We start from the raw sequence: 21,585 nt of genomic DNA, 5'->3' as shown, positions 1-21,585 counted from the left end.
CCGTGGCGGAATCCTCGGCCGGGCAACTGCGGGAGCTGTACCGGGAGCTGATCCTGGACCATGCCCGCCATCCGCGCCATTTCGGACGGCCGGAGCGCTACACGCACGAAGCGGAAGGCGTGAATCCGCTGTGCGGCGACAAGCTGCATCTGTACTTCCGCGTCGAGGACGGCGAGGTGCGGGATGCTGCGTTCGAGGGCAGCGGCTGTGCCATATCGATGGCCTCGGCCTCGCTGCTGACCGAGACCGTGTACGGCCACTCCGAGGCCGAGGCGCTGGACGCGGCGGACGGCATCCAGGCGATGCTCCGCGGCGAGGATGCCGGCGACGGGCTCGGCAAGCTGGAGGCGCTGGCCGGGGTGCGGGATTTCCCGTCCCGGGTAAAATGCGCCAGCCTGGCCTGGCATGCGCTGCGCGCGGCACTGACGAGACACGAAGGAAAGGTGAGCACTGAATCATGATGTTCGGGCATAACAGCGAACCGGTCACCCTCACCCGCGACGTGCGGGCGGTGATCATACCCATGGGCGAAGAGGTGACACTGCGCGAGGGCGCCACGGCCCACATCACCCAGGCGCTCGGCGGCAGTTTCACCATCTTCCTGGAAGGCAACCTGTTCCGGATCGCCGGCGCCGACGCGGATGCGCTGGGCAAGGAGCCGGTGCCGCCGCCGGAGGTGCCCGAGGATGCCACCGACGAGGAGCTGGAGGCCGTGATCTGGTCCCAGCTGAAGACCTGCTACGACCCGGAGATCCCGGTGAACATCGCCGACCTGGGGCTGATCTACCGCTGTGAGATCAGCCGTCTCGGCCAGGGCGAGCGGCGGGTGGACATCGACATGACGCTGACCGCGCCCGGCTGCGGCATGGGCGACATCCTGGTCGAGGACGTGCGCGAGAAGGTGTCCGTCATCCCGACGGTGGCGGACGTGCGGGTGGAACTGGTGTTCGACCCGCCCTGGAACCAGTCGATGATGAGCGACGAGGCGCGGCTGCAGACGGGCATGATGTGATCGAGCAGCGCGGCCATCCCTCCCAGCCGCCGGGGGACCGGGAGAAGACGCTGACGCTGTTGCGCCATGCGAAGTCGAGCTGGAAGGACGATTCCGTGTCCGACTTCGACCGGCCGCTCAGCAGCCGGGGCCGCGAGGACGCTCCCGACATGGGCCGGCGCCTGCAGGCGGCCGGCGTCCGTCCCTCGCTGATCGTCAGCAGTCCTGCCAAACGGGCGTGGGCCACTGCGAAGGCAGTCGCCCGGGTGATCGGCTACCCGCGCGAGTTCCTGCAGCGGGATGCAGACCTGTACCTCGCCAGCGCGGGGACCCTGGTGGAGGTGATCGGCCGCCAGGACGGGAGCTTCAACCACCTGCTGATCTGCGCCCATAACCCGGGGCTCACCGACCTGGTGAACAGGCTGCTTCCGGGCCTCACCGACAACCTGGTCACGGCCGGCTTCGTCACCGTGGGCGCCGAGGCAAAGGACTGGCGAGAGTTCTTCACCGCCGAGTTCCGCCTGATCGCCTACGACTACCCAAAAAGAATCCACGACCGCACCGATTAGGTGCCGGACCGAACTTTTCCAACTTTCTGAACTTATTCTGATCCGATTCCATCGCGCAGATGCGCCGCGACCCGAAAACTGAAATAAGTTGGAAAAGTTCGGTCCGGCACCTCCTACTCGGCGGCGAGGGATAGCAGGGTTGCGTTGCCGCCGACCGCCGCGGTGTTGTTGCTGACGCTGCATTCCGTGGCGAAGCGCAGCAGGTAATGCGGTCCGCCGGCCTTCGGGCCGGTGCCCGACAGGCCCTGACCGCCGAAGGGCTGAGCGCCCACGACCGCACCGATCATGTTTCGATTGACGTACAGGTTCCCCACCCGGGCCCAGGCGGCGATGTCCCGCGCTCGCCGGTCGATGCGGCTGTGCACGCCCATGGTCAGGCCGTACCCCGTGGCGTTGATCGCCTCGACGGTCTTGCGCAGATCTCGCGCGCGATAGCGGTAGATATGCACCACGGGCCCGAAAACCTCGCGGCCCAGCTGATCGATACGCTCGATCTCGATGGCCGTCGGCGCCACGAAGGTGCCGCCGCCCGTGCCCTCGCCGAGCGTCGTACGGTGCACCAGAGATGACCTCGCGCCCATGTCGGCCACGTATCGTTCCAGCATCTCCTGCGCCCCGGCATCGATGACCGGACCCACGTCGGTGCTCAGCAGGCCAGGATCGCCCACGCTGAGCTCGTCCATGTGGCCGGTCAGCAGTTCGATCACCCGTGGCGCGATGTCCCGCTGCACGCACAGGATGCGCAGCGCAGAGCACCGCTGGCCGGCGCTGTTGTACCCGGAATACACCGCGTCCTTGACCACCTGCTCCGGCAGCGCGGAACTGTCGACCAGCATCGCGTTCTGTCCGCCGGTCTCGGCGATGAACGCCGCGATGGGCCCCGGCCGCTCGGCCAGCGTCCGGTTGATCAGCCGCGCCGTCTCCGTGGAGCCGGTGAAGGCCACCCCCGCCACACGCGGGTCGGCCACGGCCGCCGCACCCACCTCCCCGCCCTCGCCGGGCAGGAAATTCAATACCTCGCCCGGCACGCCGGCCCGGTGCAGGATGTCCACCGCCCGGGCCGCGATCAGCGAGGTCTGCTCGGCCGGCTTCGCGAGCACCGTATTGCCGGCCGCGAGCGCCGCCGCCACCTGGCCGGTGAAGATCGCCAGCGGGAAGTTCCACGGGCTGATGCAGACGAACACGCCCCTGCCCTGCAGCCTGAGCTCGTTGCGCTCGCCGGTCGGCCCGGCCATCGGCAGCGGCGCGGCGAACAGTGCCTCCGCGCGCGCCGCGTAATAGCGCAGGAAGTCCACCGCCTCGCGGACCTCTCCCAGGGAGTCCCCGATGCTCTTGCCCGCCTCGGCCACGCACAGCGCCATGAGGGCGGGCGCCTCCTCCTCGTAGAGGTCGGCGGCACGCCGCAGGATATTGGCTCGCGTCGCCGCATCGGTCGCATTCCAGTCGTACCAGGCCGCGGACGCGGTCCCGAGCGCCCGGTCCACCGCGGCGCCGTCCGCGTACTCGACCACGCCCACGACCTCGCCCGTGCGCGCCGGATTGCGCGACTCCACCGGCCGTCCGGACAGCGCGCGGCCGGCCACCCGCGGGCGCGCATGGTGACCGCCATCCAGGGCCTTCTGCATGCGCTCCAGCCAGCCGCCCAGCAGGGCCCGGTCGGCAAGGTTCAGCCCGCGGGAATTCCGCCGCTCCTCGCCGTAGATGGCGGCCGGCAGCGGGATGCGCGGATGGGGATAGGACGACAGGCTCCGCACCGCTTCGACCGGATCTGCCACGATCTCCTCCACCGGCGCCTCCTCGTCCACGATGCGGTTGACGAAAGAGGTATTGGCACCGTTCTCGAGCAGCCGGCGCACGAGGTACGGCAGCAGGTCCTCGTGGCTGCCCACCGGTGCATACACGCGGCAGGGCCGGTCGTAGCGCTCCGGGTCGACCACCTGCTCGTAGAGCTCCTCGCCCATGCCGTGCAGCCGCTGGAACTCGTAGTCCCGCCGCTGCCCCGCCAGGTGCAGGATGCTCGCCAGCGTATGCGCGTTATGGGTGGCGAACTGGGGATAGAGCCGCTCGCCGGCATCCAGCAGCTCGCGGGCACAGGCGAGGAAGGAGACGTCGGTGTTGGCCTTGCGGGTGAACACGGGATAGCCCTCGAGCCCCTGCTCCTGGGCGCGCTTGATCTCGGTGTCCCAGTACGCCCCTTTCACCAGGCGCACCGGGATGCGCCGGCCGGTGCGCCCGGCCAGCTCCGCCAGCCAGCGGATCACCGGCAGCGACCGCTTCTGGTACGCCTGCACGGCGAGACCCAGGCCGTCGTAGCCCGCCGCCGAGGTGCTCTCGGCGACGGCTGCGAAGATCTCCAGCGAGATCTCCAGCCGGTCCGCCTCCTCCGCATCCACCGTCAGCGGTATCCCCGCGTCCCGGGCCATCTCCGTCAACCGGGCCAGACGCGGCACCAGTTCATCCAGCAGCCGCCCCCGTTGCGTGAACTCGTAGCGCGGATGCAGGGCGGAGAGTTTCACCGAGATGCCCGGAGCCGCGATGACGTCGTCGCCGGCCGCGCCGCCGATCGCCTCGATGGCGCCGGCGTAGGCCCGGAAGTAGCGCTCGGCGTCTTCTGCCGTGAGCGCCGCCTCGCCGAGCATGTCGTAGGAATAGCGGTAGCGCCGGTTGCCGCCCTCGCCGGCCCGCTCCAGCGCCTCTTCGATATCGCGCCCCATCACGAACTGGTGACCCATGATCTTCATGGCCTGGCGCATCGCCTGCCGCACCACGGGCTCGCCCGCCTTGCTGGTCAGCTTGCCGAGGAACTTCGCCGGGTTGCGGATGGTGGCCTCGTCGAGCCGCATGAGCCGGCCGGTCAGCATCAGTCCCCAGGTGGAAGCGTTGACGAACAACGACTCGCTGCTGCCGAGGTGTTCCTCCCAGCGGCCCGAGGTCAGCTTGTCGGCGATGAGCCGGTCGGCCGTATCCGCATCCGGTATGCGCAACAGCGCCTCGGCGATGCACATCAGCACCACGCCTTCCTGGGACGACAGGTCGTACTTGTGCAGGAATGCGTCCAGCCCGCCGTGGCGGCGCTCCGTCTCGCGCACCCGGGCCACGAGCTCCACCGCCGTCTCGCGCACCCGCTCGCGCAGCGCCTGCCCGGCGTCGGCGCGCTCCAGCAGTTCCGCCACCACGTTCGACTCGTCGGTGAGGTAGCGCTCGTTGATGGCCCCGTCCAGCGGCGAGGCCGCGGCCGGCTGATCCGGAAGGCGCCGACCGGCGCCCGTTGCGGTTTCCCTGTTCAAGATAGCGCCCTTCGCTCGTGCGCAGCCTTCGTCCCGGCGAACGACCGGTTCAGGCCTTGCGATTCAGTCGGCGCAGCTCGCGCCGCGTGTGCTTGTCCGGCCGGCCGTCCGTGCGCGGCATGGCGCGACGGTCCTGGCGCAGCGTCTCGATCAGCGCCTCGCGCTCCCGCCGGCTCCCCTCTTCCTCATGGTAGCAGGCCTCGGCTTCCCTGGCGGGACCCCGGCGCGGGGGCAGCGTCAGCACGGTCAGCCGCCAGGTCAGCCGGTCCCGGGTGATCTCCAGCCGGTCGCCGACCCTGACCATGCGGGACGCCTTCACCCGCTCGCCGTTGACGTGCACGTGCCCGCCGGAGACGGCTTTCGCGGCGAGCCCGCGGGTCTTGAAGAACCGGGTGTGCCAGAGCCACTTGTCGATGCGCAATGCGTCTTCGCTCATGCCCGCATTGTCGCGCCTCGCCGGCCCATACTCCAGAGGCTGCGATGGCCACGGCTGATATACTCCGGCCCAGCGCAAGCAAGGAGTATCGCCGTGAAAGAAGCGTTTCTGGCATCGCTGTCCGAAGCGACCGAAGAGCTGAAGGAACAGGGTCTGTACAAGGAGGAACGGGTCATCACCGGGCCCCAGCAGGCCGAGATCGACGTGCGCGAGGACGGCGACACGCGCCACGTCATCAATTTCTGCGCCAACAACTACCTGGGCCTGGCAAACCATCCGCAGATCGTCGCCGCGGCCCGCCGGGCCATCGACGAGCACGGCTACGGCATGGCCTCGGTGCGTTTCATCTGCGGGACCCAGACCGTGCACAAGGAGCTGGAAGAGCGCATCAGCGATTTCCTGGGCACCGAGGACACGATCCTCTACCCGTCCTGTTTCGACGCCAACGGCGGTCTGTTCGAGACCCTGCTGGAGCCGGAGGACGCCGTCGTCAGCGACGAGCTGAATCACGCCAGCATCATCGACGGCATCCGCCTGTGCAAGGCGCAGCGCTACCGTTACCGGCACGACGACATGGCGGACCTGGAGGCGCAGCTGCGAGCCGCGAAGGACGCGCGCGTGCGCCTTATCGCTACCGACGGCGTCTTCTCTATGGACGGCACCATCGCCGACCTGCAGCGCATCTGCGATCTGGCCGACGAGTACCAGGCGCTGGTGATGATCGACGACTGCCACGCCACCGGTTTCCTCGGCCGGGAGGGCCGCGGCACCCACGAGTATCGCGACGTGATGGGCCGGGTGGACATCATCACCAGCACGCTGGGCAAGGCGCTGGGCGGCGCCTCCGGCGGCTTCACCGCCGGGCGCCGGGAGATCGTCGCCTGGCTGCGGCAGCGCTCCCGACCCTATCTCTTCTCGAACACGCTGGCGCCGGTGATCGCCGCCGCCTCCATCGAGGTGGTGAATCTGCTCGAGTCCGACAGCGGGCTGCGCGAGAAGCTCGCCGCGAACGCGGAGTATTTCCGCAGCCGCATGGAGGCGCTCGGCTTCGACCTGCTGCCGGGCGAGCACCCCATCATCCCGGTGATGCTGGGCGATGCGCGCCTGGCTACGCAGATGGCCGACCGGCTGCTGGACCACGGCATCTACGTGATCGGTTTCTCCTATCCGGTGGTGCCCCACGGCAAGGCGCGCATCCGCACCCAGATGTCCGCCGGACACGACCGGGAACACCTCGACCGGGCCATCGACGCCTTCGCGGCCGTGGGCCGGGAACTCGGCGTCATAAGCTGACAGCGGAGGCGTTATGAAAGCACTGGTGAAGAAGCTCGCCGAACCCGGCATCTGGCTCGAGGACATCCCGGAGCCCGAGGTCGGCCACAACGACGTCCTCATCGAGGTGTCCAAGACCGCCATCTGCGGCACGGACATCCACATCTACCAGTGGGACGACTGGGCGAAGAAGACCATCCCGGTGCCCATGGCCGTGGGACACGAATTCTGCGGCCGCATCGTCGAGGTGGGCAGCGAGGTGCGCGGCCTCGAACCGGGCGACCGGGTCTCGGCCGAAGGTCACATCACCTGCGGCGTGTGCCGCAACTGCCGTGCCGGCCGGCGTCACCTGTGCATCAACACCGTGGGCGTGGGCGTGAACCGCCCCGGTGCCTTCGCCGAGTACATCTCGGTCCCCGCCTTCAACGTCTTCAAACTGCCCGAGGCCATCACGGACGATATGGCGGCCATACTCGACCCGCTGGGCAACGCCACCCACACCGCCCTTTCTTTCGACCTCGTGGGCGAGGACGTGATCATCACCGGCGCGGGCCCGATCGGCATCATGGCGGTGGCCATCTGCCGCTATGCAGGCGCCCGCCACGTGGTGATCACCGACGTGAACGACTACCGCCTGGACCTCGCGCGGCAGATGGGCGCCTCCATGACGCTGAACGTCAGGCGGGATTCCATCGACGACGCCATGCAGTCACTCGGCATGACCGAGGGCTTCGACGTCGGCATGGAGATGTCCGGGCAGCCGTCCGCGCTGCGCGAGCTGCTGCGAGTCATGCACCACGGCGGCCGGGTGGCGCTGCTGGGCATCCCGCCCGAGGACACCGCCATCGACTGGAACCAGATCATCTTCAAGGGCCTGATGGTGAAGGGCATCTACGGCCGCGAGATGTTCGAGACCTGGTACAAGATGTCGAGCATGCTGCAGAGCGGACTGGACGTGGGCCCGATCATCACGCACCACTACCCCCTCGCCGACTACGGCGAGGCGTTCGAGACGATGTCGTCCGGCCAGTCCGGCAAGGTCGTGCTCGACTGGCACGCCTGACGCCCGCCTCCCGCCGGCTGCCGCAGCCGGCGGGGTCGTTCACTAGCGCAGGACGTCGCAGAAGCAGTCGGCGTACGTCCCGCGGCGATCGTTGAACCGGGCGATGCCGCGCCACGCGTCCTCGACGGCGGTCACCAGCGGCGCCAGCGGCGAGCCACGGCCGGCATAGCCGGTCGCGGCCACCCCCGCCACCGTCGGACCGATGCGGGAGTTCAGCAGCTGCAGCAGGAACTCCTGGCCCGGCGTCAGCGGCCGCTCCACGTACTTCACGCCGTACTCGCCCTCCGCGAGCCCGGCGCGCTCCGCCGCCGCCTCGATGGCATCGTCCAGGTCCCCGAAACGGTCGATCAGCCCGAACTCCAGCGCGTCCTGGCCGGTCCAGACCCGGCCCTCGGCGATGTCGCCGACCGTCTCGCGTTTCAGGCCGCGCTGCTCGGCGACACCGTCGACGAAGTCCCGATAGGTCGTATCCACCGTGATTTCGATCGTGCGCCGGAGCGTCTCGTCCAGGGCACGGTCCGGGCGCAGCGCGCCGGCCAGCGCCGTCGTACCCACTCCGTCCGTATTGATGCCCACCTTCTCCAGCGTGCGCTGGAATGTGGGGAACATGCCCACGACGCCGATGGAGCCCGTGATGGTCGTGGGGTGCGCAAGAATCTCGTCGCCGGCGGTCGATATCCAGTAGCCGGCCGAGGCGGCCACACTGCTCATGGAGACGATCACCGGCCGCTCCGTGGCCTTGAAGGCCTGGATCTCGTCGAGTATCAGTTCCGAGGCGAACGTGCTGCCGCCGCCGCTGTCGACGCGCAGGACCAGCGCCCTGACCGAGTCGTCCTCTGTCGCGCGCCGGATCAGGTTGCTGGTGGACTCGCCGCCGATGTTGCCGGCCGGCGCATCGCCCTCCACCACCGGACCGGACGCGACGACCACCGCCACGTTGCTCGCGCCCGCCTCGTCCCCGCGCAGCAGCCGCTGGCCGTCCAGGTAGGCATCCATGCCGATGGAGCGGTAGCTGTCTTCCTGCCCGCCGTTGGTGCCGGCGATGCCGATCATGTGCTCGCGGAACTCGGCCCGGGTGGTTACCCGGTCTGCCAGGCCCAGCCTGACCGCCATGTCGGCGAAACGGCCGTTGCTCGCCTCGAGTTCCCCGGGCAGGTTGTCGATACCCGCCTGCAGCCGGGCGGCGTCCAGGCCCCGGGCGGCGGACACGCCACCGAGCCAGGCCTGCCAGAGCTGGCCCAGCAGGTCCCGGTTGGCCGTCTTCGCGGCCTCCGACATGTCGTTGCGGGTGAAGGGCTCCGCGTAGGACTTGTAGGTGCCCGCAGCGAACACGTTCCAGTCGATGCCGAGCTTGTCGATGGCATCGCGGAAGTAGTTGCGGTAGATGCCGTAGCCCTGCAGGAACACCATGCCCTGATCCTGCAGCCACACCTCGTCGGCATGTGCGGCGATGTAGTAGCCCGCCTGGGTGTAGGCGTTGCCCATGGCGATCACGGGCTTGCCGGACGCCTTGAACGTCTCGATGGCGTTGGCGACCGCCTGCAACTTGGTCAGCCCGCCGCCGAGGAACGCGTCCAGCTCGAGCACCACCGCCGGGATGCGGTCGTCCTCCGCGGCCCACGCCAGGGCGTCCTGTACGTCACGGAGCCGGGTCTGGCCGACGCCGTCGCCCATGGCCTCGGCGAGGGCGCGATCCACCGGGTTGCCCTCGAACTCCTCCACCAGGTAGCCCTCCGGCGCGATCACCAGCGCCGCCTTGCGCGGCACTTCGGCCACCGGCGGCGACAGGGCCGCGACCACGAGCGCGAACAGGAACAGCAGCACCAGCAGATGCAGAATCTTGCGGATGCCGTCCAGCCCGCGCCACAGGGCTCGCAGGACTCTCATCAGGGCTTTTCCCAGGGCCATGCTCTCACTCCTCGTCCGGCGCGCCTGCGCCGTTGTATCGAATTCGGTCAATGACGCCGGCGCCGCCAGCAGGCCGCGCTCAGACGCCCGGCAGCAGCCACAGGGACAGCGCCGGCACGTAGGTGATGATGATGACCGAGATCAGCAGAATCAACAGAAACGGCAGCGTTGCCAGGTAGACGCGGACGATGGGCTCATCGAAGCGATAACTGGCGATGAACAGGTTGAGGCCCACCGGCGGCGTGAGATAGCCGAGCTGCATCGCGGCCAGGAAGATGATGCCGAGATGGATCGGGTGGATGTCGTACTGCGCGGCGACCGGCAGAATCAGCGGCACCACCAGCACCAGCGCCGAGAAGATATCCAGTATGGCGCCCAGGATCAGCAGGAACACCAGCAGGAGCAGCAGGAAGGTGAGGGGCCCGCTCACGAACTGTTCCACGATGGCGAGCAATTTCTGGGGCACCCCGGCATCGATCATGATGTTGGTCGAGGCCAGCGAGACGCCGAGGATGACCAGGATGCCGCCCACCAGCAGCATGGACTCACGCATGATCCTCGGCAGCTCGCGCAGCGGGATCTCCCGCAGCATGAAGACCTCGACGAATACCACGTAGAGCGCCGTCACGGCGGCCGCCTCGGAGACGCCGATGAGTCCGGAGTAGATGCCGCCCAGCACGACGACCGGCAGCGGTATCTCCCAGGCGGACTCGCGCACGGCGCCGGCCACCTCGCGCCACGAGAACTCCGACAGGGGCTGGCGCTGGTGGCGGTTCACCCACAGGCTCCAGCCCGAGAGCATGATCAACATCAGCAGGCCCGGCAGCACGCCGGCCCGGAACAGCTCGTCGATCGACTGCTGGGCGACGACGCCGTAGAGGATCAGCGGCAGCGACGGCGCGAACAGCAGGCCCAGGCTGCCGGCGCTGGTAACCAGGCCCAGGTTGAAGCGCTCCGGATAACCGGCCTGAGTCAGCGCGGGATACAGGATGGCGCCGAGCGCGATGATGGTGACGCCCGAGGCGCCCGTGAAGGCCGTGAAGAACGCGCAGGCCGCCAGCGAGACGATGGCGAGCCCGCCTGGCATCCAGCCCAGCAGGGCGCGGGTGATGCGCACCAGCCGGCGGGGCGCGCCGCTCTCGCTCAGCACGAAGCCCGCGAACGTGAACAGCGGTATCGCCAGCAGGAAAGGCATGGTGCCGACGCTGAAGAACTCGATGGCCACGGCGGAGAGATCGATGTCCGCCTGGTAATAGCCCCACATGGCGCTCGCGGCGATGACCGCGAACAGCGGCGCGCCGAACAGCGCCAGCAGCAGCAGGACGATACCGAACAGGATCATCCGGGCTCCCGGTAACGCAGGCGATTGCCGAGGCGGACGGCGCTCGAGCCGGTGAACAGCAGATAGCGCCAGGCCATCAGTCCGAAGGCGATCGGCATGACGATCTGGAACCACCAGGCGGGCAGCCCGCCCACCAGCTGGTCGCCGAACTCCCATGCCGTGTAGACGAAGCGTCCCGAATGCCAGGCCAGCAGGGCGCAGACCGATGCGGTGAAGACGTTGACCACCAGTTCGGAGATCAGGCGCAGCCCCGGCGAGAGGAACCGTGAGACGACGTCGATGCTGATGTGCTTGTCGGCCCGGCTGGCGGCCACCGCGCCGAACAGGGCCACCCAGAGCACCATCAGCTTCAGGACCTCATCGGCCCAGACGAAGCTGAAGTCGAAGGCATTGCGGATGATGATCTGGGTGGTGGCCAGCAGGATCATGGCCGACAGCAGCACGATGAGGACCACGTCCTCCAGCAGCCGGCCTGCACGCTCCAGGCGCTCGCTCAGACGCCCGCCGAGACGCCCGGGCGCCTCCGTCACGGGCTGTCGCCGTCCGCCTGGGCCGTCGCGGCAGCCCGGGTCCGGTACTCGGCCAGCAGCGCCTGCACCTCGTCCAGCAGCTCCGGCGAGAGATAACCCTCTTCCGCCAGGCTCTCGTTCGCGGCCATGACCGGCTCACGCCAGCGGTCGATGGCGCCGTCCACCGGCTCGACGAAGTCCACGCCGGTATTGGCCAGGGCAGACAGCGCCTGCTCGTTGTCGGCCTGATTGATGCGGTCGAAATTCTCGTAGACGCGGTTCATGACCTCGTCGACCACGGCCTGATCGGCCTCGGAGAGGCGCGAGAACGCGCGCTTGTCGATGGCGAGATAGCCGAGCGTGTAGAGAAGCGGCAGCTCGGTCAGGTAATCCACTTTAGTGTGCCACTGCAGCACCAGCACCGCCACCGGCGGCGAGGCGACGATATCGATCAGACCGGTCTGCAGACCGGTCAGCACGTCGGTCACCGGCAGGGTGACCGGCGAGAGGTCCAGCGCCTCCATGGCCCGGTAGCTGATCTGGTCGCCCTCCGGCACCCAGACCTTCTTGCCCTTCAGGTCATCCACCGAGCGCACCGGCGTGTTGGAGAGAAAACGGGCGAAGCCGCCTCCCGCGAAACCGAAACTGACGAAGCCGGCCTCCTCGAGCCCGGCCTCGAGTTTCGGGTCGACGCGCTCGCGCACGTACTGCACTTCGGCATCGTTCTCGAACAGCAGCGGCAGGCCGTAGATGTTCAGGTCCGGGTAGTACTGCTCCATGCTGTTGGCGGTGAAGACGCCGCCGTGCAGCTGGCCGATGCGGATCTTGCGCAGCACTTTCTTGTCGTCGCCCATTACGCCACCGCCGTAGAGCTTGATGTTCACCCGCCCGTCGGTGCGCTCGGCGATCTCCGCGGACGCCGCCCGCATGTCCTTCATCCAGGTAGAACCCTCGGGGGCGATGGTGGCGATCTTCAGATCGACGGCGGACGCCGTACCGGCGACCAGCAGCAGCGCGATGAGGGTGATGACGGCGATGATTCGGGCATTCATGGCTTGCACTCCCTGTGAGTGGCTCTTCGCTCGGAGTCCGGGCTCAGAAATACGCGTCGGCGCTCTCGAGGAGCACCTCGGCGTCGCGCTGGGCCAGCGTGTTCGTAAGGGTGTAACCGGGCACTACCGGATCGGCCTCGAGCACCTCGTTCAGCAACCGGTCGTGCAGGTCCCGCTCGTAGAGCAGGCGCGCGTAGCCGCGTGCGTACTCCACCTTCACCGACAGATCCCTGCCCCCGGTGAGTTCGATGGCGCGCTCGAAATAGTTTCGCGCGAGCTCCGGTTCGCCGCCGAGAGACGGCGGACGGAGCGTCGCGAGGATGCCGAGATAGGTATAGAGCTGCGCGTCGTACTCGCCGCGGTTCAGCGTCAGCAGGCGCTCCAGTACCGCCTCCATCCGCGGCAGCTCCGCCAGCGAGTTCCAGTCGTCGCTGTGCGCGCGGATGTAGGCCAGCGACGACAGCGCATAGCTGTACAGCGCGTCGGCGTCACCCGGCCTCAGGCCGTCCAGGGTCTCCTCGAAGGCGTCGTAGTCCTGCTCGTCCCAGGCACAGGCCGGCCGGTACTCGAGGCACAGGGAGCGCTCGCCGTAGCTGCGGGCGCGTTCGGTGAGGCGCCGGGCACGCTCCGGGTCGTCGGCGAACACCGCGCCGTAGGAGGCATAGAGCTCGGCGGCGGCCTGCAGAACCGCCGGATCGTCGGGATTGCCCTCCACCAGGCTGTCCAGCAGCAGCAGATAGGCCGGCGCGCCGTCGCGCACCGTCTCCGGATCCGTCTGGTTCAGCACGGCCGTACTCAGGTTGTCGGCGAACCCGGACGCGGCGGAGGAAACCAGCGAGGCACAGCCGGTCGAGCCCAGGGCCGCCGCCATGAGGGCGACGAGGCCCGCGCGGGTCTTTTTGCGGGAGCGTTCCGTCATGTCAGCTGTGACCCCAGCCGGCAGGCTTCGTTCCTCCGGCAATCGGGATCACGGGCCACGGCGGCGCCGTCAGATCTTCTCGCGAATCCTGGCCGCCTTGCCCGTGCGTCCGCGCAGGTAGTACAGCTTGGCGCGGCGCACGTCGCCCTTGCGCTTGACGATGATGTCGCCGATGGAGGGGCTGTAGGTCTGGAAGACGCGCTCCACGCCCTCGCCATGGGACATCTTGCGCACCGTGAAGGACGAGTTCAGGCCACGGTTGCGCTTGGCGATCACCACGCCCTCGTAGGACTGGAGACGCTCCCGGTCGCCTTCCTTGACGCGCACCTGCACGGCTACCGTGTCGCCCGGGGCGAACTCGGGTATCTCGCGCTGCATCTGTTCCTGCTCCAAAGCGTCGATGACCTTGCTCATGGCTTGTTCCTGCTGTCTCAGTCGAATGTTGAATGTCTTACCGTATTCCGGCCGCGGCATCACCTGCCTCGGCCTTGTATTCCTCGAGCAGCTCGCGCTCCTCGTCCGTCAGCTGCCTGTCGCGCAGCAGATCCGGCCGCCGCGCCCAGGTTCGGCCCAGCGACTGCTTCAGGCGCCAGCGGGCGATGGCCCGGTGGTCGCCCGAAGTCAGCACCGCCGGCACCCGCCGGCCGTCCACGACCTCCGGACGGGTGTAATGCGGGCAGTCGAGCAGTCCGGCCTCGAACGAATCCTGCACCGCAGACTCCGCGTCGCCCAGCGCCCCCGGCAGCAGTCGCACCGTGGCATCGATCACCGCCATGGCCGCGATCTCGCCGCCGCTGAGGACGAAGTCCCCGACGGAGACCTCCTCGTCGACCACGGCCTCGATGAGCCGCTCGTCGACGCCCTCGTAGCGTCCGGCCACCAGCACCAGGGCCGGCCGCGCCGCGTACTCCCGCGCCAGGCCCTGGTCGAAGCGCCTGCCCTGGGGACTCAGGTACACCACCCGGGCCCCGTCTCCCGTCCGCCCGCGGGCCGCGTCTATCGCGTCCGCAAGCGGGCCGAACTTCATCACCATCCCCGGGCCGCCGCCGTAGGGCCTGTCGTCCACCGTTCGGTGCACGTCGTCGGCGAAATCCCGCGGATTCACCGCGCCCAGCGATACCAGCCCGCTGTCCACAGCCCGACCGACGACGCCGAAGCGGCCGACGGTCAGAACCTCGTCCGGGAACAGGCTGACCACTTCGATGTGCACGGGGTCAGCTCCACTCCCAGTCGACGACGATGCAGCCCGCTTCCAGGCGCACCGCCTTCACCGTCCGGTCGATCACGAAGGGGATCAGCAGATCCTCTCCCTCTCCGCGCTCGACCACCATTACGTCGTGCGCGCCGGTCTCCAGCATCTGGCCGACCCGGCCGAGCCGCTCGCCGCGGCTGTCGCGCACTTCCAGGCCGATCAGATCGGCCCAGTAGTATTCTCCTTCTCCGGGGTCCGGCAGGCTCGAGCGCTCGACGGCGATCTCGGCCCCGACCCATTCCTCTGCCGCGTCACGGTCCTCGATGGACTCCATCGCGGCGGTGATCGTGCGGCCGCCGGCGCGGCCGTCCCGTACCCGCACCAGGCGTCGTTCCCGGCCCCTGATCAGCCACCACTCCGGGTAGGAGAGCACGTTCTCCCTGGGGTCGGTGTACGAAAACACCTTCACCCAGCCCCGTATGCCGTGGACGCCGCTGATCCGGCCCAGGGTGACCAGGTCGTCGGTCCCCGCCGGATCGCGTTCGTTCACGGCCCCGGCGGGCGGGATGCGGCTCAGGCGCTGGCGGCGGTCTTGCGGGCCTGCTTCAGCAGCGAAGCCACCCGCTCCGACGGCCGGGCGCCCTGACCGATCCAGTGCTCGACACGGGCCACGTCGAGGCGCAGGGACTCCTCGTCCTCCTTCGCCTGCGGGTTGAAGAAGCCGAGCCGCTCGATGTAGCGGCCGTCCCGCCGGTTGCGGCTGTCTGTCACGATGACGTGGTAGAAGGGCTTCTTCTTCGCCCCTCCCCTGGTTAACCGGATGCTGACCATGTACTAATGGACCTCGCCCATTCTCAAATCTGAAATCGTTTTCTGGAAACCATAGACGCGGGCGCAGGCAATCGCCCGGCCCGGCGCCCGAGTAAACACGCCATTCTACTGCAATGCGGGAAAAAGTGAAGAACTAAAGCGAAAGAACTCCCCTGCACTACGACTTGCCGATGCGGGCTCTGGCAGCACTAGCGGCCCATCGGCGGCATGCCCCCGCCGGGCATGCCCCGCATCAGCTTCTTCATGCCGCCCTTTGAGAAGCGCTTCATCATCTTCTCCATCTGGGTGTACTGCTTCAGCAGCCGGTTCACGTCCTGCACCTGCACCCCGCTGCCCGCGGCGATACGCCGCTTGCGCGAACCGTTGATGGTCTTCGGGAAACGCCGCTCGCCGGGGGTCATGGAATTGATGATGGCGATCTGGCGGCGCAGCTGGCTGTCGTCGGCCTGGCCCTTCAGCGCCGCCGGGTTGATCTTGCCCATGCCCGGCAGCTTGTCGATGAGCGACTCGAGACCGCCCATCTCCAGCATCTGCTGGAACTGATCGCGCATGTCGGCCAGCGTGAAGCCCTTGCCCTTCGCGATCTTGCCGGCGAGCTTCTCCGCCTTCCTGCGGTCGACTTTCTGTTCGACCTCTTCCACCAGCGAGAGCACGTCGCCCATGCCGAGGATACGGGTGGCCATGCGGCCGGGATGGAACACCTCCAGCGCGTCCGTCTTCTCGCCGACGCCCATGAAGCGGATGGGCTTGCCGGTGATCTCGCGCACCGACAGGGCGACGCCGCCACGGGCATCGCCGTCCGCCTTGGTGAGGATGGCGCCGGTGAGCGGCAATGCCTCGGCGAAGGCCCGGGCCGCGTTCACGGCGTCCTGGCCGGCCATCGCATCGATCACGAACAGCGTCTCGTGGGGCGAGGCCAGCTCGTGCACGGCCCGGACCTCGCTCATCATCTCGTCGTCGACGTGCAGGCGGCCGGCGGTATCCACGATGAGCACGTCCGCGAAGCTGCGCCGGGCCGCCTCCAGCGCCCGCTGCACGATGGCCGTGGGTGCCTCGGAGGCCTCGGAGGGGATCCACTCGGCGCCCACCTCTCCGGCCAGGCGCTCCAGCTGGAGGATGGCGGCCGGCCGATGCACGTCCACGCTGACCAGGGCAACGGACTTCTTGTCCTTCTCGATCAGGCGGCGGGCGAGCTTCGCCGCCGTGGTGGTCTTGCCCGCGCCCTGCAGGCCGGCCAGCAGGATGACCACCGGCGGCTGCGCGCGCAGGTCCAGCGGCGCGGTCTCGCCGCCCAGCACGCGCTCCAGTTCCGCCTGGATGATCTTGACGAAGGCCTGACCCGGCGTGAGGCTGCGCGAGACCTCCTCCCCCAGCGCACGCTCACGCACCCGGCCGATGAAGTCCTTGACCACCGGCAGGGCCACGTCGGCCTCCAGCAGGGCCATGCGCACCTGCCGCAGGGTATCCCTGATGTTGTCCTCGGTGATGCGGCCCTTGCCCGTGAGGGATTTCGCCGCACCACTCAGTCGGTCGCTGAGATTGTCGAACATGCTGCCGTCGCCCGCGGGCGTGAATGATGACTGGAGGCCGTGAGAGGCCTTTGACAGCGGCTTATTCTAGCGGTTCGGCAGCCGGCCGGAAAACCGGATATCAGATGTCGAGTACGGCGCCCCGGGACAGCATCTCGACCCGGCGCAGGGGCAACGCCTCCTTCACCTGGTGCAGGATCACCTCTTCCTCGCCGGGCTTCATCGCCGTAAGCCAGATGTCCGGCGTGTGCCGGAGCTGGGCGATGTCCTCGGCCATCGTGCTCGGCGTGTAGTGGCCCGATTCCCTGGCCAGATTCTCCTGCGCGTTGGGGAAGGAGACCTCGATCACCAGCGCCCGCAGCTCCGGCAGGGAGTTCAGTATGGGCCACAGGGTGCGGTTGGTGCCGGTATCGCCGCTCACGGCGAAGCCCTTGCCGGCGTCATTGATGGTGTAGCCCTGGGCCGGGACGCTGTGGGCGACGTCCACGGCGGTGAACTCCCGCGCGCCGATGGCCACCGTATCCCCGGGATTGCAGACGTGATAGCGCAGCACGGGATCCTCCTCCGTCGGCAGCACGGAGAAGTCGGGCCAGATCACCCAGTTGAACAGATGCTTCTGCACCGCCTCCAGAGTCTCGCGCCGGCCGTAGACGGTGATCTGCTCGCCGTCACGGCTGTCGAACACGCTGTCGAGGAACAGCGGCAGCCCCGCAATATGGTCGAGGTGGGAATGCGTGAGAAAGACGTGGCGGATGCGCGAGAGCTCGTCGAGCTGCAGATCGCCGACGCCGGTGCCGGCGTCCAGGAGCACGTCGTCGTCGATCAGCATTGCGGAAGTGCGCGTCCCCGCGCCTATCCCTCCGCTGCATCCCATGATCCTGATCCGCATAGGCTTTCGACCCGCTCCGGTCTCTGCTCGAAGCTCACCCGTCCCTGGCCGGCTGCGCGCCTGTGCGTCGGGATGACAGGGTTCTAAACAGGGACACCATGTGCGATGATTTCGGTGCTTCTAAACCTATTTGACGCCTCCCAGGGTTTCCGTGTTTCAAATCACAGTTCTCGCCTTGTACGCCGGTGCAGGCTGCCTGCTGGCGGCCGGTCAGATGCCGAAATACGAGCATCGGCACGAGGTTCTGTTCTGGCTCTCCCTGCCGCTGGCGCTGGCGGGGCTGCTGGCCCACGAACAGATGCTGGCACGGGAGATCCTGGTGGGCGACGCACTGCGGCTCAGCATCTTCAGCATGACGTCCCTCGCCGGCTGGCAGGTCGCCATACTGGCCACGCTGGCCGCACTCAGGGAGCGGCTGCGAGGGCTGTCGGCGATGCTGTTCCTGGTGGCGGGCGTGGCGGCTCTCGGCACCGGTTTCAGCGACGAGGCCAACGTCACCGCCAGTCTCAACTGGCAGCTGCGCACCCACGTCATGCTGTCGATGTTCGCCTACAGCCTGCTCGCGGTGGGCGCGGTGCTCGCCTTCGCCGCCCTGCACCAGGACCGGCTGCTGCGCAAAGCCAGGATGGGGCTCTACACGCGGCTGATGCCGCCGCTGGAGACCATGGAGTCGCTGCTCTACGGCGTGGCCACGGCCGGTTTCCTCTGCCTGCTCCTGGCCGTGTTCAGCGGCCTGGTGCGCGTCGAGAACCTGTTCGCCCAGCACCTGCTGCACAAGAGTGTCCTCTCGTTCATCGCGCTCGGCCTGTTCGGCGTGCTCCTGGTCGGGCGCCAGCTCGCCGGCTGGCGCGGCCGGCGCGCCATCTATCTCTACCTCGGCGGCTTCTTCACGCTGGTGCTCGCCTACTACGGCAGCAAGATCGTCCTCGAGTACATCCTGCACCGACCCTGGGGCTGAGCGTGGCGCCGCGGCCATGCCGCGACCCGCGCGCTTGACAGCGACGCTGCCCTGTTGGTCAACTGCCTGCTATCTAGTTGAAAGGAGACGGGGTGCCCCCTCTTTGACCGAAGACCAACCTCTGGGCTTCCTGTTCGGTGTACTCGGGCTGCTGCTGATACTGTCGGCGTTCTTCTCGGGCACCGAGACGGCTCTCATGAGCCTGAACCGCTACCGCCTGCGACACCGCGCCCGCTCCGGCCACCGGGGCGCACGGCTCGCGGAGGCATTGCTGCGCCGGCCCGATCGCCTGATCGGCCTGATCCTCCTCGGTAATAACCTGGTCAACATCTCGGCGGCGTCGCTGGTGACACTGATCTCCCTGCGCCTCGGCGGCGAGGCGGCCATCGCCATCGGCACCGGCCTGCTGACGCTGGTGATCCTGATCTTCGCGGAGGTGGCGCCGAAGACCCTGGCCGCCCTGCACCCCGAGCGCGTGGCGCTGCCCGCAGCCTACATCTACTACCCGCTGCTGCGCGTGCTGTACCCGTTCGTCTGGCTCACCAACCTGCTGGCCAACGCGGTGTTGCGCCTGTTCGGCGTCCGTCACGACGACGTGCAGTCCCACTCGCTCAGCAGCGAAGAGCTGCGCACCGTGGTCAACGAGGCCGGCGCGATGATCTCGCGGCGCTACCGGCGCATGCTCACCAGCATCCTCGACCTCGAGAAGGTCACCGTGGACGACATCATGGTGCCCCATAACGAGATCATCGCCATCAACCTGGAGGAGCCGATGGTGCAGATCCTGGATCAGATCCAGGCCAGCCAGCACACGCGGCTGCCCGCCTATCGGGACAGCCTCGACAACGTGGTGGGCATTCTGCACATCCGGCGGCTCGTCACTGCCCTGCGCAAGGCGGACCTCACGCGCGATGACCTGGTGGAGGCGCTGCAGGAACCCTATTACGTGCCGGAGGGGACGCCGCTCAGCACCCAGCTGGTCCAGTTCCAGCAGCGCAAGCGCCGCCTCGCGCTGGTGGTCGACGAGTACGGCGACATCCAGGGCATGGTGACGCTGGAGGACATCCTGCAGGAGATCGTCGGCGAGTTCCGCACGGTGCCCTCGGACCAGCATCCGGATCTGCAGCCGGACGGCGCGGGCGGCTGGATCATCGACGGCAGCGCCAACGTGCGCGAGCTGAACCGACTGCTCGGCTGGCAGCTGCCGACGGACGGGCCGAAGACGCTGAACGGGCTGATCCTGGAGACGCTCGAGACCATACCGGAACCGGGCACCCTGCTCGAGCTGAACGCCTACCCGGTGGAGATCCTGGCAACCAGCGAGAACATGGTGCGCTCCGCGCGCATCCGGGAGCGGGAGCCGCCGCGGCTGGCCGCCGGCGCGGACTGAGCGGCCGGCCGGGTCAGCCGAAGGCCGCGTCCAGGGCCTCGGAAAGCCGCGACACGGGTATCGCCTCCATGCCCTCCAGGGCCCGGCGGGGGGCGTTCGCTTTCGGGACGATGGCCCGCCTGAAGCCCTGCTTCGCCGCCTCGGCGAGCCGCTCCTCGCCGTAGCGCACGGGCCGCACCTCGCCTGCCAGGCCGATCTCGCCGAAGCTGATGGTGCGCCGGTCGAGCACCCGGTCCTTCAGGCTCGACACGACGGCCAGCAGGGTCGGCAGGTCGGCCGCGGTCTCGGCGATGCGGATGCCGCCGACCACGTTGACGAAGACGTCGTCGCCGGCGAGCGACAGTCCCCCGTGGCGCTGCAGCACGGCCAGCAGCAGATTCAGCCGGTTCTGGTCCTGGCCCTGGGACAGCCGGCGCGGATAACCGCCCGCACTCTCCGTCACCAGCGCCTGGACCTCCACCAGCATGGGCCGGCTGCCCTCCCAGGCCACGGTCACCACACCGCCGGCGGTCTCGGCCGTGTCCCGGGAAAGGAAGATGGCGGACGGATTCTTCACCTCGCGGAAGCCCTCGGGGCCCATGGCGAACATGCCGATCTCGTTGACCGCACCGAACCGGTTCTTCACCGCCCTGACCATGCTGAAGCGGCTGGCGGGATCGCTCTCGAAATAGAGCACCGTATCCACCATGTGCTCGACCACCCGGGGCCCGGCGATGGCGCCCTCCTTCGTCACGTGGCCGACGATGAACACGGCGACGTCGCGCTCCTTGGCCAGGCGTACCAGACGCGCGACGCACTCGCGCAGCTGGCTGACGCTGCCCGCCGCCGAGTCCAGGCCGTCGGCCGTGATGGTCTGCATGGAGTCGACGATCAGCACGGAGGCCCGCGAGCGCGTGACCGCATCCAGCATGACGTCGAGGCGGGTCTCGGCCAGCAGGTGCAGATCGCTGTCTGCCACGCCCAGCCGCCGGGCCCGCTGGGCGACCTGCCGCAGGCTCTCCTCGCCGCTCACGTAGAGCACCGGCAGCGCACCCCGCAGCCGCGCCGCCACCTGCAGCAGCAGCGTCGATTTGCCGACGCCGGGATCGCCGCCGAGGAGTATGACCGCGCCCGGTACCAGCCCGCCGCCGAGTACCCGGTCGAACTCGCCGAAACCGGTGGTGGTGCGCTCCCGCTCTTCGGCGCCCGCCTCGGCAAGTGTGGCGAGCGCCGCCAGATCGGCACCGGTACCGGACGACGCCGTGCCGCCGCCGGGCGCGAGGCGCACCTCGCTCAGGGTGTTCCAGTCGCCGCAGTCCGCACACTGGCCCTGCCACTTGACGCTGTGGGCGCCGCAGGAGGAACAGACGTAGGCGGTCCGTGTCTTCGCCATGGCTCGCTGCCGGCCTGCCGCCGGTCCGGGAAAAGCGGGGATGATAGCACCGCCGCGCGCACCGGTTCGCAGGCCA

General features: G+C 68.4%; 21 protein-coding genes. 7 read left to right on the top strand and 14 right to left on the bottom strand.

Annotated elements, in window-relative coordinates; genetic code table 11:
• Positions 1-2 precede the first annotated feature (2 nt).
• Genes sufU through ACJMK0_RS15295 form a run of 3 tightly spaced genes read left to right on the top strand, consistent with a single transcriptional unit; the run spans position 3 to position 1,560 of the window.
• Positions 3-461, top strand: a complete 459-nt coding sequence (sufU, locus tag ACJMK0_RS15305) for a Fe-S cluster assembly sulfur transfer protein SufU (RefSeq protein WP_405239524.1) — start codon at positions 3-5, stop codon at positions 459-461.
• Positions 461-1,012, top strand: a complete 552-nt coding sequence (sufT, locus tag ACJMK0_RS15300; RefSeq protein ID WP_405239695.1) for a putative Fe-S cluster assembly protein SufT — start codon at positions 461-463, stop codon at positions 1,010-1,012. The genes sufU and sufT overlap by 1 nt, the downstream gene beginning before the upstream one ends.
• The gene (locus ACJMK0_RS15295) at positions 1,009-1,560 is read left to right on the top strand and encodes a SixA phosphatase family protein (protein WP_405239522.1); all 552 of its coding nucleotides are present in this window, start codon (positions 1,009-1,011) and stop codon (positions 1,558-1,560) included. Before sufT ends, ACJMK0_RS15295 begins: the two co-directional genes overlap by 4 nt.
• Before the next feature lie 113 nt (positions 1,561-1,673).
• Here the strand turns inward: ACJMK0_RS15295 and putA are convergent, their stop codons facing one another.
• On the bottom strand, positions 1,674-4,847 hold the full coding sequence (gene putA, locus ACJMK0_RS15290) for a bifunctional proline dehydrogenase/L-glutamate gamma-semialdehyde dehydrogenase PutA (protein ID WP_405239520.1): 3,174 nt from the start codon (positions 4,845-4,847) through the stop codon (positions 1,674-1,676).
• 49 nt (positions 4,848-4,896) lie between these two features.
• On the bottom strand, positions 4,897-5,283 hold the full coding sequence (locus tag ACJMK0_RS15285; RefSeq protein ID WP_405239518.1) for an RNA-binding S4 domain-containing protein: 387 nt from the start codon (positions 5,281-5,283) through the stop codon (positions 4,897-4,899).
• Positions 5,284-5,376: 93 nt separating this feature from the next.
• Between ACJMK0_RS15285 and kbl the strand changes: the two genes are divergently transcribed.
• Complete coding sequence (gene kbl / locus ACJMK0_RS15280; protein ID WP_405239516.1) at positions 5,377-6,576, top strand: glycine C-acetyltransferase; 1,200 nt, start codon at positions 5,377-5,379, stop codon at positions 6,574-6,576.
• Positions 6,577-6,589: 13 nt separating this feature from the next.
• Complete coding sequence (tdh, locus tag ACJMK0_RS15275) at positions 6,590-7,618, top strand: L-threonine 3-dehydrogenase (protein WP_405239515.1); 1,029 nt, start codon at positions 6,590-6,592, stop codon at positions 7,616-7,618.
• Positions 7,619-7,660: 42 nt separating this feature from the next.
• On the opposite strand, the gene sppA is transcribed toward tdh, so the two are convergent.
• The 11 genes from sppA to ACJMK0_RS15220 all read right to left on the bottom strand — a co-directional run bounded on the left by sppA (position 7,661) and on the right by ACJMK0_RS15220 (position 17,729).
• Positions 7,661-9,526 (bottom strand): signal peptide peptidase SppA, encoded by a 1,866-nt coding sequence (gene sppA, locus ACJMK0_RS15270; protein ID WP_405239513.1) that lies wholly within the window; start codon positions 9,524-9,526, stop codon positions 7,661-7,663.
• Positions 9,527-9,605: 79 nt separating this feature from the next.
• Positions 9,606-10,868: a TRAP transporter large permease gene (locus ACJMK0_RS15265; RefSeq protein WP_405239511.1), complete on the bottom strand. Its 1,263-nt coding sequence runs from the start codon at positions 10,866-10,868 to the stop codon at positions 9,606-9,608.
• On the bottom strand, positions 10,865-11,398 hold the full coding sequence (locus ACJMK0_RS15260; RefSeq protein ID WP_405239509.1) for a TRAP transporter small permease: 534 nt from the start codon (positions 11,396-11,398) through the stop codon (positions 10,865-10,867). Before ACJMK0_RS15260 ends, ACJMK0_RS15265 begins: the two co-directional genes overlap by 4 nt.
• Positions 11,395-12,429 (bottom strand): TRAP transporter substrate-binding protein, encoded by a 1,035-nt coding sequence (locus ACJMK0_RS15255; RefSeq protein ID WP_405239507.1) that lies wholly within the window; start codon positions 12,427-12,429, stop codon positions 11,395-11,397. Before ACJMK0_RS15255 ends, ACJMK0_RS15260 begins: the two co-directional genes overlap by 4 nt.
• A gap of 43 nt (positions 12,430-12,472) precedes the next feature.
• Positions 12,473-13,348 (bottom strand): TRAP transporter TatT component family protein, encoded by an 876-nt coding sequence (locus ACJMK0_RS15250; RefSeq protein WP_405239506.1) that lies wholly within the window; start codon positions 13,346-13,348, stop codon positions 12,473-12,475.
• A gap of 69 nt (positions 13,349-13,417) precedes the next feature.
• On the bottom strand, positions 13,418-13,762 hold the full coding sequence (gene rplS / locus ACJMK0_RS15245) for a 50S ribosomal protein L19 (RefSeq protein ID WP_405239504.1): 345 nt from the start codon (positions 13,760-13,762) through the stop codon (positions 13,418-13,420).
• Between the two features lie 37 nt (positions 13,763-13,799).
• On the bottom strand, positions 13,800-14,558 hold the full coding sequence (trmD, locus tag ACJMK0_RS15240) for a tRNA (guanosine(37)-N1)-methyltransferase TrmD (protein WP_405239502.1): 759 nt from the start codon (positions 14,556-14,558) through the stop codon (positions 13,800-13,802).
• Positions 14,559-14,562: 4 nt separating this feature from the next.
• Positions 14,563-15,090, bottom strand: coding sequence for a ribosome maturation factor RimM (gene rimM / locus ACJMK0_RS15235; protein ID WP_405239500.1), 528 nt, complete (start codon positions 15,088-15,090; stop codon positions 14,563-14,565).
• Between the two features lie 23 nt (positions 15,091-15,113).
• Positions 15,114-15,371: a 30S ribosomal protein S16 gene (rpsP, locus tag ACJMK0_RS15230; RefSeq protein ID WP_405222306.1), complete on the bottom strand. Its 258-nt coding sequence runs from the start codon at positions 15,369-15,371 to the stop codon at positions 15,114-15,116.
• A 188-nt stretch (positions 15,372-15,559) separates the two neighbouring features.
• Positions 15,560-16,921, bottom strand: a complete 1,362-nt coding sequence (gene ffh / locus ACJMK0_RS15225) for a signal recognition particle protein (RefSeq protein ID WP_405239498.1) — start codon at positions 16,919-16,921, stop codon at positions 15,560-15,562.
• A gap of 100 nt (positions 16,922-17,021) precedes the next feature.
• Positions 17,022-17,729: an MBL fold metallo-hydrolase gene (locus ACJMK0_RS15220; protein WP_405239496.1), complete on the bottom strand. Its 708-nt coding sequence runs from the start codon at positions 17,727-17,729 to the stop codon at positions 17,022-17,024.
• 235 nt (positions 17,730-17,964) lie between these two features.
• On the opposite strand from ACJMK0_RS15220, the gene ACJMK0_RS15215 reads away from it, so the two are divergent.
• A complete protein-coding gene (locus ACJMK0_RS15215; RefSeq protein ID WP_405239494.1) occupies positions 17,965-18,747 on the top strand; it encodes a cytochrome C assembly family protein in 783 nt (260 codons plus the stop codon).
• A gap of 103 nt (positions 18,748-18,850) precedes the next feature.
• Positions 18,851-20,137 carry an HlyC/CorC family transporter gene (locus tag ACJMK0_RS15210; protein ID WP_405239492.1) on the top strand — a complete coding sequence of 429 codons (1,287 nt, stop codon included), beginning with the start codon at positions 18,851-18,853 and terminating at the stop codon, positions 20,135-20,137.
• Between the two features lie 13 nt (positions 20,138-20,150).
• Here the strand turns inward: ACJMK0_RS15210 and radA are convergent, their stop codons facing one another.
• Positions 20,151-21,509, bottom strand: coding sequence for a DNA repair protein RadA (gene radA, locus ACJMK0_RS15205; protein WP_405239490.1), 1,359 nt, complete (start codon positions 21,507-21,509; stop codon positions 20,151-20,153).
• Positions 21,510-21,585: the final 76 nt, after the last annotated feature.

The sequence above is a fragment of the Lentisalinibacter orientalis genome, from assembly GCF_040706535.1.
Taxonomy (GTDB): Bacteria; Pseudomonadota; Gammaproteobacteria; order Steroidobacterales; family Woeseiaceae; genus Lentisalinibacter; species Lentisalinibacter orientalis.
Note: the sequence above shows the minus strand (reverse complement) of the source record. Positions and strands in the feature narration are given on the sequence as shown.